Genomic DNA, 17,536 nt, shown 5'->3' with positions numbered 1-17,536 from the left:
CTAGACTCGGGGCTTCCCCAGGAGATTGTTCTCATGCACGAGTATCTGAGTCCCGGCCGCTTCATCGATAGTGACCACCTGTCGGTGGTGGAGTTCGCCGAAAAACATCGGGGTAGCAGTCCAGACCCGGTCACGCAGGCGGTCAATCTCTATTACGCTGTGCGCGAGGCCGTGCGCTACAACCCCTATACCTTCAGTCGTGATCCCGAGACGCTGCGCGGCAGCTTTGCCCTGGCCACCGGTGAAAGCTACTGCGTGCCCAAGGCCACTTTGCTGGCCGGCTGTGCCCGGCATTGCGGCATAGCGGCACGCATCGGCCTGGCGGATGTGCGTAATCACCTGTCGACCCCGCGCCTGATCGCCTTGCTCAAGAGCGATGTGTTCGCCATGCACGGGTACACCGAGCTGTATCTGCAGGGGCGCTGGGTCAAGGCGACGCCGGCGTTCAATGCGCGGCTGTGTGAAATTTTCGATGTGCCGGCGTTGGAGTTCGACGGGGTCAACGACAGTGTGTTTCATGCCTTCAACCGCCAGGGGCTGCAGTCCATGGAGTACCTGGTGGATCACGGGCAGTTTGCCGATGTGCCCGAGACGTTCTTTTTCGAGCATCTGCAACAGTGCTATCCGCATTTGTTCAGCGAGCGGATGCCGGCCCTGCTGGGGGACATGCAGAGCGATTTGTCTGACGCTTGATCCGGCGTAGACTGCCCCGGCATTCATCCATTGAGGGAAGGTCATGCTGAAGATCTGGGGTCGGAAAAACTCGTCGAACGTCAGAAAACCACTGTGGGCGGCGCAGGAACTTGGCCTGGCCTACGAGGCCATCGACGCCGGCGGCGCGTTTGGGGTTGTCGATACGCCCGAGTACCGTGCCATGAACCCCAACGGCCGGGTGCCGGTGATCGAAGATGATGGCTTTGTGCTGTGGGAATCCAACACCATCGTGCGATACCTGATGGCTCGTCACGCCAATGCGACCCATTGGTACCCGGCCGATGTCCAGGCCCGCGCGAGTGCCGAAAAATGGATGGACTGGACCACCTCAAGTTTCGCCGGCCCCTTCCGTACTGTGTTCTGGGGTGTGTTGCGCACCCCGCCCGCGCAGCAGGACTGGTCGGCGATCAACGCCGCGATCAAGGAGTGCGAAGCCTTGCTGGCGATGGCGGACCAGGCGTTGGCCAGCCAACCCTATCTGTCCGGTGCCGAGATCGGCATGGGCGACATTCCCCTGGGCAGTTTCATCTATGCCTGGTTCGAGATGCCCATCGAGCGCACTCCGCAACCCCATCTGCAAGCCTGGTACGCGCGCCTGAAACAGCGCCCGGCCTATCAGAAAGCGGTCATGACCGCGTTGACTTAATACTGACTATCAATACGCGTGACTGTACTTGTGCGACTTCGCCAAGCACCATAACGCTCATGCGCCGCGGTGGTTTTACTCGCCGCGAGCCGCAACGTATTTCTCACTTCCCTTCTTGGTGCGTAAATCCGATATGAGTTCTGCTCTGTCCATCCGGCAGCTAACCAAAACCTACGGCAACGGTTTCCAGGCCCTGAGTGGTATCGATCTGGATGTCGCTGAAGGTGATTTCTTCGCCTTGCTCGGCCCCAACGGGGCTGGCAAATCCACCACCATCGGCATTCTCTCGACCCTGGTCAACAAGACCAGTGGCAGCGTGAATATCTTCGGTCACGACCTGGACCGCAACCCGGCCGCGCTCAAGCGCAGCATCGGCGTGGTGCCCCAGGAGTTCAACTTCAACCAGTTCGAAAAGACCTTCGACATCGTAGTGACCCAAGCGGGCTACTACGGCATTCCCCCCAAGGTTGCCAAGGAGCGGGCCGAACAGTACCTGACCCAACTTGGCCTGTGGGACAAGCGCGATGTTCCGTCGCGCTCACTGTCCGGCGGCATGAAGCGCCGCTTGATGATCGCCCGCGCGCTGGTGCACGAGCCGCGCCTGCTGATCCTCGACGAGCCTACTGCCGGCGTCGATATCGAACTGCGGCGCTCGATGTGGAGCTTCCTCACCGAGCTGAACCAGAAGGGCATCACCATCATCCTCACCACCCACTACCTGGAAGAGGCCGAGCAGCTGTGCCGCAACATCGGCATCATCGACCACGGCACCATTGTCGAAAACACCAGCATGCGTAACCTGCTCGGTCAGTTGCATGTCGAGACGTTCCTGCTCGACCTCAAGCACGACATGCAGGTGGCGCCGCAGTTGATCGGCTACCCGAGCCGGCGGATCGACAGCCATACCCTGGAAGTCCAGGTGGATAAAGCGGTGGGCATCACGGCGTTGTTCGCTCAATTGGCGACGCAGAACATCGAAGTGTTGAGCCTGCGCAATAAAACCAATCGCCTCGAGGAGTTGTTCGTGTCCCTGGTGGAGAAAAACCTGGCGAAGGTGGCCATATGAGTTCCGAACTGCAACCCAACCTCGTTGCCCTCAACACCATCGTTTACCGTGAAGTGCGCCGGTTTACCCGGATCTGGCCGCAGACCTTGCTGCCGCCGGCGATCACCATGGTTCTGTACTTCGTGATTTTCGGTAATCTGATCGGCCGGCAGATCGGTGACATGGGTGGCTTCACCTACATGGAGTACATCGTGCCGGGCTTGATCATGATGTCGGTGATCACCAACTCCTACGGCAACGTAGTGTCGAGTTTCTTCGGCAGCAAATTCCAGCGCTCCATCGAAGAGCTGATGGTGTCGCCGGTTTCACCGCACACCATTCTGATCGGCTACACCCTGGGCGGTGTGCTGCGCGGCTTGATGGTTGGGGTGATCGTGACCTTGCTGTCGATGTTCTTCACTGACTTGCAGGTGCATCACCTGGGCGTGACTATCCTGGTGGTGGTGCTGACGGCCACTATCTTCTCGTTGTTGGGGTTCATCAATGCGGTGTTTGCGCGTAACTTCGACGATATCTCGATTATCCCGACCTTTGTGCTGACCCCCCTGACTTACCTGGGCGGGGTGTTCTACTCCATCAGCCTGCTGCCGCCGTTCTGGCAGACGGTGTCGCTGGCCAACCCGGTGCTGCACATGGTCAATGCCTTCCGCTACGGCATTCTTGGCGTGTCGGACATCAAGATCAGCATTGCCATCACCTTCATGCTGGTGGCCACCGTGGTGCTGTACGTCGGCTGTGCACGGTTGCTGGTCAGTGGTCGCGGGATGCGCACCTGATACAGGCACCCTGCGACAATAAAAACGGCACCCTGCGAGGTGCCGTTTTTTATTTGGTTCGCCGAGCTTTTTTGCGTCGCGTCCATTGCCGGCCGACCCACCAGCGCCAGTAGGTCATGGTCATGCAGTAAGCCAGGGCACCGAGCACCAGGCCGGCCACCACCGACCCTAGCAGGAACGGTTGCCACAGCGTCGACAGTTCACCGCTGATCCATTCCCAGGTCAGTTCCTCCGGCAGGCTGCGGGCAGGCACATTCATCAGCCAGGCGCCGGTCTGGTAGGTGCAGAAAAACACCACTGGCATGGTAATCGGGTTGGTCAGCCAGACCAGGCTCACCGCGATCGGAATATTGCCGCGCACCGAAATCGCCAGTGCCGCCGCTACCAGCATCTGCATGGGGATCGGCAAAAAGGCGGCAAACAGGCCCACCGCCATGGCCCGGGCTACCGAGTGGCGGTTGAGGTGCCAGAGGTTCGGGTCATGCAGCAGGGTGCCGAGAAAGCGTAAGGACTTGTGTTCCCTGATGCTGCTCGGGTCTGGCATGTAACGTTTGAATAAGCGCCGGGGCATAGGGCTTCTCGGTCAGTTCAGGCGGCAAGTATGCCCGGATTCAAGGAAACGCCCATTCAGACTTTGTGACAATTAATAAATGCGCGGCGCCGTGACTCGGCTAATCCAAGAGAGGGCACTCTCAAGGACGGGCTTATGCGCACAGGGATGTTGGCGCTTGCACTGGGTCTGTTGACCCTGGTTTTTTTGCCGGCCTTACCACCGGTCGGGATGTTGCTGGCGATGGTCTTGCTGGCGCTGATGCTGCTGCCGTTTCGCACCTACCCGCTGGCGTTGTTTCTATTGGGCCTGGTGTGGGCCTGTAGCAGTGCGCAGTGGGCGCTCGATAATCGCCTGGCGCCGGAGCTCGACGGCCAGACCCGCTGGATCGAAGGTCGGGTCGTGGGCTTGCCGCAGTACACACCCGGCGTGGTGCGCTTTGAGTTGGCCGATGCCCAGGCGCGGCGCACCGAGGTGCCGAAGTTGCTCCGGCTGGCCTGGTATGACGGGCCGCGGGTCAACAGCGGCGAACGCTGGCGGCTGGCCGTGAAGCTCAAGCGTCCCGTGGGCCTGCTCAACCCCCATGCCTTTGATTACGAGGCCTGGCTGTTGGCGCAACGCATCGGTGCCACGGCCACCGTCAAGGACGGACAGCGCCTGCAGCCTGCGCAATGGGCCTGGCGCGACGCGGTTCGCCAGCGTTTGCTGGCCGTCGACGCCCAGGGCCGAGAAGGGGCACTGGCGGCGTTGGTGCTGGGCGACAGCTCTGGGTTGAGCCGTGCCGACTGGCAAGTCCTGCAGGACACCGGCACCGTGCACTTGCTGGTGATTTCCGGACAGCACGTGGGTTTGCTGGCGGGGATGGTCTATCTGCTGATTGCGGGTCTCGCCCGGTATGGCCTGTGGCCGCAGCGCCTGGCGTGGTTGCCCTGGGCCTGTGGCCTGGCGTTCGCCGCGGCACTGGGCTATGGGTTGCTGGCGGGATTCGAGGTGCCCGTGCGCAGGGCCTGCGTGATGATTGGCCTGGTGTTGTTATGGCGCCTGCGCTTTCGCCATCTTGGGGCCTGGTGGTCATGGCTGCTGGCGCTCAATGCAGTGCTGCTGTTGGACCCCATGGCCAGTTTGCGCCCGGGGTTCTGGCTGTCGTTTGCTGCGGTGGCGGTGTTGATTTTCACCTTTGGCGGGCGACTGGGGCCGTGGCGCTGGTGGCAAACCTGGACCCGTGCCCAGTGGCTGATTGCGCTGGGCTTATGTCCGGTGCTGTTGATCCTCAACCTGCCCATCAGCCTCACCGGCCCCTTGGTCAATCTGTTGGCCGTGCCCTGGATCAGCTTGTTGGTCCTGCCCCCAGCCTTGTTGGGCACGTTATTGCTGCCGGTGCCCTATGTCGGGGAGGGCCTGCTGTGGCTGGCTGGCGGTTTGCTCGAGGGGCTGTTCGGCGCGCTGGCCTGGGTGGCGGGTAAACTGCCGGCCTGGTTGGCGCCGGCAGTACCTCTGTGGGTCTGGGCGATCGCCGTGCTGGGCGCGGTATTGCTATTGCTGCCCAAGGGCTTGCCGCTGCGGTTGCTCGGCTGGCCGATGTTGCTGCTCCTGGTGTTCGCGCCGCTCCGGGAGCTGCCCGAAGGCCGGGCCGAAGTCTGGCAACTGGATGTCGGCCAGGGCCTGGCGATTGTGGTGCGCACCCGGCAGCACACCTTGCTCTATGACACCGGCCCGGGTTTTCGCGACTCTGACCTCGGAGCGCAGGTGGTCCTGCCGGCGTTGCGCAAGTTCGGTGTCCGCCACCTGGACCTGATGCTGATCAGTCACGCCCATGCCGATCATGCCGGGGGCGCTCGCTCGATCTGGCGTGGCCTACCGGTCACGCAGGTGATCAGCGGCGAACCGCCGGACCTGCCGGATGAATTGCGCGCTTTGCCCTGTACCAGTGGCAAGCAGTGGGAGTGGGACGGAGTGCGGTTTACCCTGTGGCATTGGCCTGGGGCGACTGACAGCAATCAGAATTCCTGTGTGTTGCAGATCGAGGCCAATGGTGAGCGCCTGCTGCTGACCGGCGATATTGACGCCCGTGCCGAGCGGGTGTTGCTCGGTTCGTCGCTGGCGGTCCACAGCCATTGGTTGCAAGCGCCACACCACGGTAGCCGCAGTTCTTCATCCGAGGCTTTTGTCCGCGCGCTGACGCCCCAGGGGGTACTGATTTCCCGGGGGCATGGCAACAGCTTCGGTCATCCCCATCCGCAGGTGGTCGAGCGTTATCAACGCCTGGGAGTGCAGATCTATGACAGCGCCGAGCACGGCGCGGTGCGCCTGCTTCTGGGGGAGTTCGCGGCGCCGCAGGCGATGCGTCGTGGAGCACGTTTCTGGCACAGTGCACCGTCCGTCAGCCCTGCACCCTGAGGCGGCGTGGCCTGGTGCCATTGCCGGGCACGGTCGTCGGCGGGCCCGGCCTCTATGGCCTGTCGGTATGCTAAAGTGGCGCACTTTTTCGAGGGGACTGTCACTGTGTGGGAATTGGTCAAATCCGGCGGCTGGATGATGTTGCCGATCATTTTGAGTTCGATCGCTGCATTGGGCATTGTTGCCGAGCGCCTGTGGACCCTGCGGGCCAGCCGTGTGACCCCGGAGCACTTGCTCGGGCAGGTCTGGGTGTGGATCAAGGACAAGCAACTCAATAAAGAAAAACTCAAGGAATTGCGCGCCAACTCGCCGCTGGGGGAAATCCTCGCCGCGGGCCTGGCCAACTCCAAGCATGGTCGCGAGATCATGAAGGAGTGCATCGAAGAGGCTGCCGCCCGGGTCATTCATGAGCTGGAGCGCTATATCAATGCACTCGGCACCATTGCGGCCATGGCGCCATTACTGGGGCTGCTGGGTACGGTGCTGGGCATGATCGATATTTTCAGTTCGTTCATGGGGTCGGGCATGACCACCAACGCCGCTGTGCTGGCCGGGGGGATTTCCAAGGCCTTGATCACCACGGCCGCGGGCCTGATGGTGGGGATTCCGTCGGTGTTCTTCCACCGGTTCCTGCAACGCCGCATCGATGAACTGGTGGTCGGCATGGAGCAGGAGGCGATCAAGCTGGTTGAAGTGGTGCAGGGCGACCGTGACGTCGACCTGACCGAGGGCAAAGCGTGAAATTCCGCCGCAAGCCACGGGAGAATGTGGACATCAACCTGGCGTCGCTGATCGACGTGGTGTTTATCCTGCTGCTGTTTTTCGTCGTGACCACTACCTTCACCCGGGAAACCCAGCTGCGTGTCGATTTGCCGGAAGCGGTCAGCGGCTCGCCGGCCGAAGACCAGCAGGCCAAGCAACTGGACGTCGCCATCAGTGCCGACGGGACGTTCTCGGTGAACAACCAGGTGCTGCCCAAGAACGACCTGGCCAGCGTGATCGATGCGTTGAAAAAACAGTCCAATGGCGACACCAACCTGCCGCTGTCCATCAGCGCCGATGGCAAGACCCAGCACCAGGCGGTCATCACCGCCATGGACGCCGCCGGCAAGCTGGGATTCACCCATTTGCGCATGACCACTGTCGAGGCGGCTCCGGCACCCTGATGGCCATGTCCGATCGATTGCTCGCCGCGTGGTACGCCGGTCATCCGGCGCTTAAAGTCTTGTGGCCACTGGAGTGGTTGTACCGGCGCGTGGTCACGGCCAAGCGCCGGCGGTTCCTGGCGGGCGAGGGCGAGATCTACCAGCCCCCGGTGCCGTTGATCGTGGTCGGCAACATCACGGTCGGGGGCACCGGCAAGACGCCGTTGATTCTGTGGATGATCGAACACTGCCAGCGCGCCGGCCTGCGGGTCGGGGTGGTCAGTCGTGGCTACGGGGCGACGCCGCCGCAGTTGCCCTGGCGGGTCGAGGCGCAACAGACAGCCGCGATGGCCGGCGATGAGCCGCTGCTGATCGTCCAGCGCACTGGCGTGCCCTTGATGATCGATCCGGACCGCAGTCGCGCCGTCCGTGCGTTGTTGGCCGCCGAGCCGCTGGACCTGATCCTTTCCGACGACGGCATGCAGCATTACCGCCTGGCGCGCGACCTCGAACTGGTGCTGATCGATGCCGCGCGCGGCCTGGGCAATCGTCGTTGCCTGCCGGCTGGGCCGTTGCGCGAGCCGGTGGAGCGCCTGCAAAGCGTTGATGCGGTGCTGTACAACGGCGCCCTGGCTGATGCCAACGATGGTTTTGCATTCCGCCTGCAGCCCACGGCGCTGGTCAACCTGTTGACCGGCGAGCGCCGCGGCCTCGAGCATTTTCCCGCGGGGCAGGCGTTGCACGCAGTGGCCGGGATCGGCAATCCGCAACGTTTCTTCACTACCCTTGAAACGCTACACTGGCAGCCTGTGCCACATGCGTTTGCCGACCACGCGCAATACAGCGCGGCGGCCTTGAATTTCACGCCATCGCTACCGCTGGTCATGACGGAAAAGGATGCGGTGAAATGCCGAGCCTTTGCTGCCCCCGACTGGTGGTACCTGGCGGTCGATGCTGCGCCTTCACCGGCTTTCGTGGCCTGGTTCGATACGCAGCTGATGCGGCTGTTGCCCGCACGTCTTTTGCCTTAAACGCTTTTTTCCAGGGAGTTTTTCATGGACACCAAATTGCTCGACATCCTCGCCTGCCCGATCTGCAAAGGTCCACTCAAGCTCAGCGCCGACAAGACCGAACTGATCAGCAAGGGTGCTGGCCTGGCATTTCCGATTCGTGATGGCATTCCGGTCATGCTGGAAACCGAAGCCCGTACCCTGACCACCGAAGAGCGCCTGGACAAATGAGCAACGCGTTCACCGTGGTGATTCCGGCGCGATTTGCCTCCACGCGCCTGCCGGGCAAGCCCCTGCAGATGATTGCCGGCAAGCCGATGGTCCAGCATGTCTGGGAACAGGCGCGTAAAAGTGCCGCCCAACGAGTGGTAATCGCCACCGACGACGCGCGCATTGTCGAGGCCTGCCAGGCCTTTGGTGGCGAAGTGGTGATGACCCGGGTCGACCACAACTCCGGCACTGACCGCCTGGCCGAGGTGGCCACCCAGTTGGGCCTGGCGCCAGATGCCATCGTGGTCAACGTCCAGGGTGACGAGCCGTTGATTCCGCCGAGCGTGATCGACCAGGTCGCCGCCAACCTGGCAGCCCATGCCGAAGCGGGCATGGCGACCCTGGCCGAACCGATCGAAGACCTTGAAACCCTGTTCAACACCAATGTGGTCAAGGTCGTCAGCGACCTCAATGGCCTGGCGTTGACCTTCAGCCGGGCGACCCTGCCGTGGGCGCGCGACCAGTTCGCCAAGAGCCAGACGCAAATGCCTGAAGGCGTGCCGTACCGCCGTCATATCGGGATCTACGCCTACCGTGCCGGCTTCCTGCATGACTTCGTCAGCTGGGGCCCGTGCTGGCTGGAAGACACCGAGTGCCTGGAGCAGCTGCGCGCGCTCTGGCACGGCGTGCGGATCCATGTCGCCGATGCCCTTATTGCCCCGCCAGCGGGGGTCGACACCCTTGAAGACCTCGAGCGCGTCCGTCGCCTGCTGGAGGCCTGATGCGGGTTCTGTTTGTCTGCCTGGGCAATATCTGCCGGTCGCCGACGGCCGAAGGCGTACTGCGGCATAAGCTGCGTGCAGCCGGGCTGACCGGGCAGGTCGACGTGGCTTCTGCAGGTACCGGCGACTGGCATGTCGGCAATCCGCCCGACAAGCGCAGCCAGGCCGCGGCCCTGCGCCGTGGCTACGACCTGTCGGCGCAACGGGCGCAACAGGTAACGCGTGCCGACTTCTCCAGCTACGACCTGATCCTGGCCATGGACCAGAGCAACCTGCGCCACCTCAAGACCCTGCAGCCGACCCAGGGCAAGGCTGAGCTGGACCTGTTCCTGCGTCGATATGAGTCGAGTGTCGATGACGTACCGGATCCTTACTACGATGGTGAACATGGCTTCGAACAGGTGCTGGACCTGATCGAACAGGCCTGCGATTTGCTGGTGATTGAATTGAAGGGACGCTTATGACTTTGCACCTGCAGTCGCAGGTTTCGCTCAAGCCGTTCAACAGCTTTGGCGTGGATGTGCGCGCGCAGCTGTTCGCCGAGGCCCAAAGCGATGCCGACGTTCGCCAGGCGCTGGCGTATGCCGGCGACCACGGGCTGCCATTGCTGGTGATTGGCGCGGGCAGCAACCTGCTGCTGACGGCGGACATCCCGGCGCTGGTGCTGCGCATGGCCACTCGCGGGATTCGCCAGTTGAGCGACGACGGCACGCGGGTGGTGATCGAGGCCGAGGCGGGCGAAGCCTGGCACCCCTTTGTACAGTGGACGCTGGCGCAGGGTTTGTCGGGCCTTGAAAACCTCAGCCTGATTCCCGGCACGGTAGGGGCGGCGCCGATGCAGAACATCGGGGCCTATGGCGTCGAGATCAAGGACGTGTTCGCCGGGTTGACGGCCCTTGATCGCCAGACCGGCGAGCTGCGGGATTTCACCCTGGCCGAATGCAACTTCGCTTACCGCGACAGCCTGTTCAAGCAACAGGTTGGCCGCTGGTTGATCCTGCGGGTACGTTTTGCCCTGGACCGGGTCGAGCATTTGCACCTGGAATACGGTCCGGTGCGCCAGCGCCTGACCGAGCAGGGCATCGAGCGGCCGAGCGCCAGCGATGTCAGCCGGGCGATTTGCAGTATTCGCAGTGAGAAGCTGCCTGACCCGGCCGTGCTCGGCAACGCCGGCAGCTTTTTCAAGAATCCGCTGGTCGGCGCCCAGTTGGCCGCGCAAATCCGCCTCGCGCACCCGGGCCTGGTCGGTTATCCACAAGCCGATGGCCAGGTCAAACTGGCGGCTGGCTGGTTGATCGAGCAAGCGGGCTGGAAAGGTTTTCGCGAAGGCGACGCCGGGGTGCACCGCTTGCAGTCGCTGGTGCTGGTCAACTATGGCGGCGCCACCGGGCTTGAACTGCTCGCGCTGGCGCAGCGGATCCAGAAAGACATATTCGAGCGTTTTAATGTCGAGTTGGAAATGGAACCGAACCGCTATTGAGCTACGCTTGAACGCTGAACCCAGAGCCCTGCACACCCTAATGGTTGCAGGGCTTTTTTGTTAATGATCAGTTAACGTGAGCTTCTGACGATGTTTTCATTTTGCTCCACCGAAGGCCCGGTGAAGACCCATCTTCACAAGAGAGCCCATTAGCCTGAGTCGATCTGCGTGTTCCGAACCCTCGCTACAGCGCGGCAGATAACTCGGCCCCATAACCTCATGCATATGCGGGCGTGCCCATGATTACCCTGAAGCTCAATGGTCAAGACCATCAACTGGACGTCACCGAGGACATGCCGCTGCTCTGGGCGATCCGCGACGTTGCCGGTTACAGCGGCACCAAGTTTGGCTGTGGCATGGGCCTGTGCGGTGCGTGCACCATCCATATCGACGGTGCCCCGGCGCGCAGTTGCATCACCCCGATCGGCTCGGTGGTCGGCCAGGATATCGGTACTATCGACAACCTGCACCGCGATCCGCTCGGCCAACTGGTCCAGCAAGCCTGGCTCGATACGGCCGTGGCGCAGTGCGGATTCTGCCAGGGTGGCCAGATCATGTCGGCCACAGCATTGCTCAAGACCCATCCCAACCCCAGCGATGAGCAGATCGAGACCGCGATGGTCGGCAATATCTGCCGCTGTGGCACCTATAACCGGATCAAGACTGCAATCCGCCAGGTGGCGACTCATCTGCAGGAGGCCAAGGCATGAGCCGCTTACCCAGTGATTTTGTCCTGAGCAACCTCAGTCGACGCGGCTTTCTCAAGGGGGTAGGTGCCACCGGTGCGCTGGTGCTGGCAGCCAGTTGGGGGTGGCAGGAGGCGTTCGCCGAGGACAAAAAGTTCGGTGCCGAGGGCATGCCCAACGGCTGGATCGATGACCCCAAGGTGTACGTCAGCATAGCCGCCGATGGCACGGTGACGGTGCTGTGCAACCGCTCGGAAATGGGCCAGGGCGTGCGCACCAGCTTGAGCATGGTGGTGGCCGATGAACTGGACGCCGACTGGGCCATGGTCAAGGTCCGCCAGGCGCCGGGCGATGAAGTACGTTTCGGCAACCAGGACACCGACGGTTCGCGCAGCATGCGCCACTGGTACGAGCCGATGCGCCGGTGTGGGGCTGCGGCGCGGAGCATGCTGGAGCAGGCGGCGGCCAATCAATGGCAAGTGCCGGTCGACGAATGCCGGGCGCAATTGCATACCGTCCGCCATCAGCCCAGTGGTCGTCAATTAGGCTACGGCGCGCTGGCCGAGGCGGCCGCTGCCTTGCCGGTACCGGCGCGAGAAAGCCTGCGGCTGAAGCAGCCGTCGGAGTTTCGTTACATCGGCAAGGAGTCGGTACGTGCTATTGACGGCGAAGACATTGTCACCGGGCGGGCGGTCTACGGCGCCGATGTGCACTTCGAAGGTATGCTCTTTGCCACCGTGGCACGGCCGGCGGTGTATGGCGGCACGGTCAAGTCCTTTGATGCCAGTGCGGCGCTGAAGGTGCCGGGGGTGGTCAAGGTGATGCAGATCGACAGTCGGCCGATTCCCTCCGAGTTCCAGCCGCTGGGCGGTGTGGCAGTGATTGCGAGCAATACCTGGGCGGCGATCAAGGGGCGCGAGGCGCTGAAAATTGTCTGGGCCGACGGCGCCAATGCCGCATATGACTCGCTTGCCTACCGCAAGGAACTGGAGGCTGCTGCGCTCAAGCCGGGCAAGGTAGTGCGCAGCACCGGCAATATCGACGAGGCGCTGAACAGTGCCGACAGCAGCCTGGAAGCGTCCTATTACTTGCCTCACCTGGCACAGGCACCAATGGAGCCGATGGTTGCCGTAGCGCGCTTCAAGGATGGCCAGTGCGAAGCCTGGGCGCCGAGCCAGGCCCCCCAGGTCACCCGTGAGCGCATCGCCGAACGCCTGGGCATACCGTTCGACAAGGTCAGGGTGAACGTCACCTTGCTCGGTGGTGGTTTCGGGCGCAAGTCCAAGCCGGACTTCATCCTCGAGGCGGCGATCCTGGCCCAGGCGTTTCCCGGCAAGGCGGTGCGGGTGCAGTGGACCCGTGAAGACGATATCCACAACTCCTACTTCCATACGGTTTCGGCCGAATACCTCAAGGCCAGTCTCAATCAGGACGGCATGCCATCCGGTTGGCTGCACCGCACCGTGGCGCCGAGCATCACCGCGTTGTTCGCGCCGGGGATGAATCACGAAGCCGCTTTTGAGCTGGGCATGGGCTTCACCAACATGGCCTATGCGATTCCCAACGTGCGCCTGGAAAATCCCGCAGCCGCTGCCCATACCCGGGTCGGCTGGTATCGTTCGGTGTCGAACATTCCCCATGGTTTCGCCATCCAGAGCTTTGTCGACGAGCTGGCGCACAAGGCCGGCCAGGATCCGCTGAAGTACCAGATCAAGCTATTGGGGCCTGATAGGCAGATCGACCCGCGGACCTTGAGCGAGGAGTGGAACTACGGCGAATCCCCCGAACGTTACCCGATCGACACTGCGCGTCTGCGTGCGGTGCTGGAAACCGCCGCCCAGGCTGCCGGCTGGGGTCGCGAGTTGCCCAAGGGCCGTGGCCTGGGGCTGGCAGTGCACTACAGCTTCGTCACCTATGTGGCGGCAGTCATCGAAGTGGAGGTCGGGGATGACGGGACGCTGGTGGTGCACAAGGCGGATATCGCCGTCGATTGTGGTCCGCAGATCAATCCCGAGCGTATTCGCTCGCAGTTCGAGGGGGCCTGCGTGATGGGCCTGGGCAACGCGGTGCTGGGGGAGATCAGCTTCAAGGACGGCAAGGTCCAGCAAGACAACTTCCATATGTACGAGGTGGCACGCATGTCCCTGGCGCCAAAGGTGCTGGCGGTGCATCTGGTCACGCCACCGGGCAATGTGCCGTTGGGCGGGGTCGGCGAGCCGGGCGTGCCACCGATTGCACCGGCCCTGTGCAATGCGATCTTTGCCGCGACTGGCAAGCGTATCCGTAGTTTGCCCGTGCGTTATCAGCTGCAAGGCTGGCAGCAGGAAAAGGCGTGATGGCGCGTGTGCAGCGCAATGTCGGCGCGATCATTCTCGCGGCAGGGCAGGGCAGTCGTTTTCGGCAAGTGGCCGGCGCCGACCAGGACAAGCTGCTGGCGCTGTGCAAAGGCCGCGATGGGGTTGTCCGGCCGGTGCTCGAGCATAGCCTGCGCAACTTGCCGGACAGCGTCCAGCCGCGCTGGCTGGTGACCACGCCGGACCGCCCCGAGGTCGCCCGGCTGGCCCGTGTCTACGGCTGCGAAGTGCTGTGGCTGGCATCGGCGGGCATGGGCGACAGCATCGCCGCGGCGGTGGCGGCCTGCCCAGGGTTGGAGGGATGGCTGGTGGTGCTGGGAGATATGCCGTTTATCTTGCCGACGAGTATTGATGAGGTGGTTGCCCAAGTGGCGGCCGATACCATCAGTGTGCCGGTGCAGGCGGGCGAGTTTGGCCACCCCGTGGGGTTTGGCGCATCGTTTGGCCCGGCGTTGATGGCTCTGTCCGGTGATCGTGGGGCCAAGCCGTTGTTTGCCACGGCCAAGGTGGTCGAGGTGGCGGTGGACGATGGGGGTGTTCTGTGGGATGTGGATGTGCCACAGGCGCTGGTTTTTGGTTAATCAGCCGGGTGATGCCTTTGTGGCTTGCCAGCGATGGACGTACCAACCTGGGAGCGGGCGCCGGTTCCCACGATAAAAAAAGCCCCGCCTGATTGCTCAGGCGGGGCTTTTTAGTGGCGGATGGAATCAGGCGAGGGGTTTAGGCTCGTGTTCTTTTTCCAGGGCCTCAGGGTGTTGCTCTACCACTTCTTCAACGGAACGCAGGTTTTCGTCGATGGCAGGGGCAGCAGGCTCGGCAGCAACTTCAGCGACCGGTGCAGCAGTGGCAGCCAGTTCGGCTTCCTTCTGCAGGCGCTCGGCTTCGCGCTTGCGGCGACGCACTTCACGTGGGTCGTTCGGCGCACGACCGTTTTCGGTCAGGACCGCAGCTGGCGCAGCTTCGACCACCGGGGCGGCAGCTTCAGCCACTACCGGGGCTTCAACTGGCGCTGGTTCGGCAGTCACGGGGGCTGGCTCGGCAACCACTTCGGCAACTGGTGCCACAACCTCGGCAGCCACGGCTTCGACCACGGCTGGCTCAGCTACCCAGTTGAAGGCAGTCTGCTCTTCGCGGGCTTCAGGCGCCTGTTCGGCGACTGGTGCTTCGAAAGCAGGTGCTTCAACCACCACAGGGGCTTCGACAACGGCCTCTACAGCGACAGGTGCTTCAACCGCGGCTTCGGCTTCAGCCACTACTTGCGGTTGTGCTTCAACAGTCTGGGCTTCAACCGCCGGAGCCACTTCTACAGCAGGAGCGGCTGGCGCTTCGACTGGAGTGGTGGCTTCCACGACTGGCGCTTCAACCTGGGCGGTTGGCTGAACAACTTCTTCAGTCACGGCGGCGGTTGCACGTTCAGCTTGCTGATGAGCCTCGGCTTCGGCTGGAGCACTGATCACGGTGCTGGCAACAGCGGCGGTCACGGCCAGGCCGGCAGCCAGTTCTGCGCCCGTAGGCTCTTCGCTGCCTTCGGACTCTTCCGAGCCTTCGATCACATTGCCATTGGCATCACGTTGACGCTCACGACGGTTGCTGCGGCGACGCTGGCCACGGGAGCGGCGGCGTGGACGATCGCCTTCGGCGTTGTCCTGGCCATCTTCCGGCAGTTGCTCTTCGCTGGTTACCAGTTCTTCTTCTTCGGCAACCGGGGCTGCAGCTTGTTCGGCACGTGGTTGACGCTCTTCACGCGGCGGACGCGGTGCACGCTCTTCGCGTGGCTGGCGAGCCGGGCGCTCTTCAGCGACGGCGCTAGCAGCAACAGCAACGGCGGCAGCAGGTGCGGCATCCAGAGGTTCACGCAGTTCGCGCACTGGACGGTCTTCACGATCGCCACGTGGCTTGCGCTCTTCACGTGGTGGGCGTGGAGCACGCTCTTCACGTGGGGCGCGAGGTGCGCGTTCTTCGCGAGCGACGGTCGGGGTCTCTTCGCGGGCTTCGCGTGGCTGACGCTCTTCGCGCGGCTCACGTGGAGCGCGTTCTTCACGCGGTGCACGTTCTTCACGCGGTGCACGTTCTTCGCGTGGCTTGCGTTCTTCATCGCGGCGACCGTTACGGTTGCGGCTCTGCTGACGACCGTTGCGACGTTCTTCGTTGCGGGCTGGACGCTCGGCGGCAGGTTTTTCAACCACTACCGGAGCGGCTGGCTCTTCCTTGGTGGCGAACAGGCTGACCAGCGACTTCACCAGGCCCTTGAACAGGCTTGGCTCTGGTACCGCAACCGGAGCGACTACCGGAGCAGCTGCGACTTCAACCGGCACCGGTGCGTTGGCGCGGGCGGGTGCAGTCTTCACGGCAGCTTCCTGGCGAACCAGGGTGCGGGTGGCGGCGGCCGGTTGCACTTCTTCCACTTCAGCCGCAGCAGCTGCGATTTCGTAGCTGGACTGGTTGGTGTGGGCTTCCGGGCTGTCATCGCGCAGGCGCTGCACTTCGAAGTGCGGCGTCTCGAGGTGATCGTTCGGCAGGATGACGATGCGGGCACGGGTGCGCAGTTCGATCTTGGTGATCGAGTTGCGTTTTTCGTTGAGCAGGAACGCTGCCACCGGGATCGGCACCTGGGCGCGAACTTCGGCGGTACGGTCTTTCAGGGCTTCTTCTTCGATCAGGCGCAGGATCGCCAGCGACAGCGATTCAACGTCACGGATGATGCCGGTACCGTTGCAACGCGGGCAGACGATGCCGCTGCTTTCGCCGAGAGACGGACGCAGGCGCTGACGGGACATTTCCAGCAGGCCGAAGCGCGAGATGCGACCGACTTGTACGCGAGCGCGGTCGGCTTCCAGGCATTCGCGGACTTTCTCTTCCACGGCGCGCTGGTTCTTGGCAGGGGTCATGTCTATGAAGTCGATGTCGCACAGGCCGCCGATGTCGCGCAGGCGCAACTGACGGGCGATTTCTTCAGCGGCTTCAAGGTTGGTCTGCAGAGCGGTTTCTTCGATGTCGCTGCCTTTGGTGGCGCGCGCCGAGTTGATGTCGATGGACACCAGGGCTTCGGTCGGATCGATGACGATGGAGCCGCCGGAAGGCAGTTCGACAACGCGCTGGAATGCGGTTTCGATCTGGCTTTCGATCTGGAAACGGTTGAACAGCGGCACGCTGTCTTCGTACAGCTTGATCTTGCTGGCGTACTGCGCATCACCTGGCGGATGAAGGTCAGGGCTTCGTCCTGGGCTTCAACGCTGTCGATCAGCACTTCGCCGATGTCCTGGCGCAGGTAGTCGCGGATCGCGCGGATGATCACGTTGCTTTCCTGGTAGATCAGGAACGGCGCGGAACGGTCCAGCGAAGCTTCTTTGATGGCGGTCCAGAGTTGCAGCAGGTAGTCGAGGTCCCACTGCATTTCTTCGCTGCTGCGGCCAAGGCCGGCAGTGCGCACGATCAGACCCATGTCAGCCGGGGCAACCAGGCCGTTCAGGGCTTCACGCAGTTCGTTGCGCTCTTCACCTTCGATGCGACGGGAGATACCGCCGGCACGTGGGTTGTTCGGCATCAGCACCAGGTAACGACCGGCCAGGCTGATGAAGGTGGTCAGGGCTGCGCCCTTGTTGCCACGTTCTTCTTTTTCGACCTGAACGATGACTTCCTGGCCTTCGCTCAGGACGTCCTTGATATTGACGCGGCCTTCAGGCGCTTTCTTGAAGTATTCGCGGGAGATTTCTTTGAGGG

At 62.8% G+C, this 17,536-nt stretch carries 16 protein-coding genes and 1 pseudogene; 15 read left to right on the top strand and 2 right to left on the bottom strand.

The window, feature by feature from the left end:
• Positions 1 to 33: 33 nt before the first annotated feature.
• The 4 genes from ACIOVD_RS06630 to ACIOVD_RS06615 all read left to right on the top strand — a co-directional run bounded on the left by ACIOVD_RS06630 (position 34) and on the right by ACIOVD_RS06615 (position 3,202).
• On the top strand, positions 34 to 693 hold the full coding sequence (locus ACIOVD_RS06630; protein WP_159994486.1) for a transglutaminase family protein: 660 nt from the start codon (positions 34 to 36) through the stop codon (positions 691 to 693).
• A gap of 43 nt (positions 694 to 736) precedes the next feature.
• Entirely contained in the window at positions 737 to 1,360 is a 624-nt protein-coding gene (locus tag ACIOVD_RS06625; protein WP_401126741.1) for a glutathione S-transferase family protein, read from the top strand.
• Positions 1,361 to 1,493: 133 nt separating this feature from the next.
• A complete protein-coding gene (locus ACIOVD_RS06620) occupies positions 1,494 to 2,426 on the top strand; it encodes an ABC transporter ATP-binding protein (protein WP_095167609.1) in 933 nt (310 codons plus the stop codon).
• Positions 2,423 to 3,202, top strand: a complete 780-nt coding sequence (locus ACIOVD_RS06615; protein ID WP_095167610.1) for an ABC transporter permease — start codon at positions 2,423 to 2,425, stop codon at positions 3,200 to 3,202. The genes ACIOVD_RS06620 and ACIOVD_RS06615 overlap by 4 nt, the downstream gene beginning before the upstream one ends.
• 49 nt (positions 3,203 to 3,251) lie before the next feature.
• On the opposite strand, the gene ACIOVD_RS06610 is transcribed toward ACIOVD_RS06615, so the two are convergent.
• Entirely contained in the window at positions 3,252 to 3,773 is a 522-nt protein-coding gene (locus tag ACIOVD_RS06610) for a DUF2062 domain-containing protein (RefSeq protein ID WP_095167612.1), read from the bottom strand.
• Between the two features lie 135 nt (positions 3,774 to 3,908).
• Between ACIOVD_RS06610 and ACIOVD_RS06605 the strand changes: the two genes are divergently transcribed.
• The 11 genes from ACIOVD_RS06605 (at position 3,909) to ACIOVD_RS06555 (ending at position 14,397) form a co-directional block, all read left to right on the top strand.
• Positions 3,909 to 6,149 carry a DNA internalization-related competence protein ComEC/Rec2 gene (locus tag ACIOVD_RS06605; RefSeq protein WP_401126738.1) on the top strand — a complete coding sequence of 747 codons (2,241 nt, stop codon included), beginning with the start codon at positions 3,909 to 3,911 and terminating at the stop codon, positions 6,147 to 6,149.
• 105 nt (positions 6,150 to 6,254) lie between these two features.
• Positions 6,255 to 6,890 carry a MotA/TolQ/ExbB proton channel family protein gene (locus ACIOVD_RS06600; RefSeq protein WP_162530197.1) on the top strand — a complete coding sequence of 212 codons (636 nt, stop codon included), beginning with the start codon at positions 6,255 to 6,257 and terminating at the stop codon, positions 6,888 to 6,890.
• The gene (locus ACIOVD_RS06595) at positions 6,887 to 7,315 is read left to right on the top strand and encodes a biopolymer transporter ExbD (RefSeq protein WP_095167615.1); all 429 of its coding nucleotides are present in this window, start codon (positions 6,887 to 6,889) and stop codon (positions 7,313 to 7,315) included. Before ACIOVD_RS06600 ends, ACIOVD_RS06595 begins: the two co-directional genes overlap by 4 nt.
• On the top strand, positions 7,315 to 8,325 hold the full coding sequence (gene lpxK / locus ACIOVD_RS06590; RefSeq protein ID WP_401126735.1) for a tetraacyldisaccharide 4'-kinase: 1,011 nt from the start codon (positions 7,315 to 7,317) through the stop codon (positions 8,323 to 8,325). The genes ACIOVD_RS06595 and lpxK overlap by 1 nt, the downstream gene beginning before the upstream one ends.
• Before the next feature lie 24 nt (positions 8,326 to 8,349).
• Entirely contained in the window at positions 8,350 to 8,535 is a 186-nt protein-coding gene (locus ACIOVD_RS06585; RefSeq protein ID WP_095167619.1) for a Trm112 family protein, read from the top strand.
• Positions 8,532 to 9,296, top strand: a complete 765-nt coding sequence (kdsB, locus tag ACIOVD_RS06580) for a 3-deoxy-manno-octulosonate cytidylyltransferase (RefSeq protein ID WP_095167621.1) — start codon at positions 8,532 to 8,534, stop codon at positions 9,294 to 9,296. The genes ACIOVD_RS06585 and kdsB overlap by 4 nt, the downstream gene beginning before the upstream one ends.
• On the top strand, positions 9,296 to 9,760 hold the full coding sequence (locus ACIOVD_RS06575; protein ID WP_159994492.1) for a low molecular weight protein-tyrosine-phosphatase: 465 nt from the start codon (positions 9,296 to 9,298) through the stop codon (positions 9,758 to 9,760). Before kdsB ends, ACIOVD_RS06575 begins: the two co-directional genes overlap by 1 nt.
• Complete coding sequence (gene murB, locus ACIOVD_RS06570; RefSeq protein ID WP_401126732.1) at positions 9,757 to 10,776, top strand: UDP-N-acetylmuramate dehydrogenase; 1,020 nt, start codon at positions 9,757 to 9,759, stop codon at positions 10,774 to 10,776. Before ACIOVD_RS06575 ends, murB begins: the two co-directional genes overlap by 4 nt.
• A gap of 239 nt (positions 10,777 to 11,015) precedes the next feature.
• The gene (locus ACIOVD_RS06565; RefSeq protein ID WP_095167626.1) at positions 11,016 to 11,486 is read left to right on the top strand and encodes a (2Fe-2S)-binding protein; all 471 of its coding nucleotides are present in this window, start codon (positions 11,016 to 11,018) and stop codon (positions 11,484 to 11,486) included.
• On the top strand, positions 11,483 to 13,798 hold the full coding sequence (locus ACIOVD_RS06560) for a molybdopterin cofactor-binding domain-containing protein (protein ID WP_401126730.1): 2,316 nt from the start codon (positions 11,483 to 11,485) through the stop codon (positions 13,796 to 13,798). Before ACIOVD_RS06565 ends, ACIOVD_RS06560 begins: the two co-directional genes overlap by 4 nt.
• On the top strand, positions 13,798 to 14,397 hold the full coding sequence (locus tag ACIOVD_RS06555) for an NTP transferase domain-containing protein (RefSeq protein ID WP_401126728.1): 600 nt from the start codon (positions 13,798 to 13,800) through the stop codon (positions 14,395 to 14,397). Before ACIOVD_RS06560 ends, ACIOVD_RS06555 begins: the two co-directional genes overlap by 1 nt.
• 126 nt (positions 14,398 to 14,523) lie before the next feature.
• Here the strand turns inward: ACIOVD_RS06555 and ACIOVD_RS06550 are convergent.
• Positions 14,524 to 17,536: pseudogene (locus ACIOVD_RS06550) on the bottom strand (Rne/Rng family ribonuclease); the annotation flags it as partial.

Source organism: Pseudomonas sp. NPDC087626 (genome assembly GCF_044743405.1).
GTDB lineage: Bacteria > Pseudomonadota > Gammaproteobacteria > Pseudomonadales > Pseudomonadaceae > Aquipseudomonas.
This window is presented reverse-complemented; position numbering and strand designations above follow the sequence as displayed.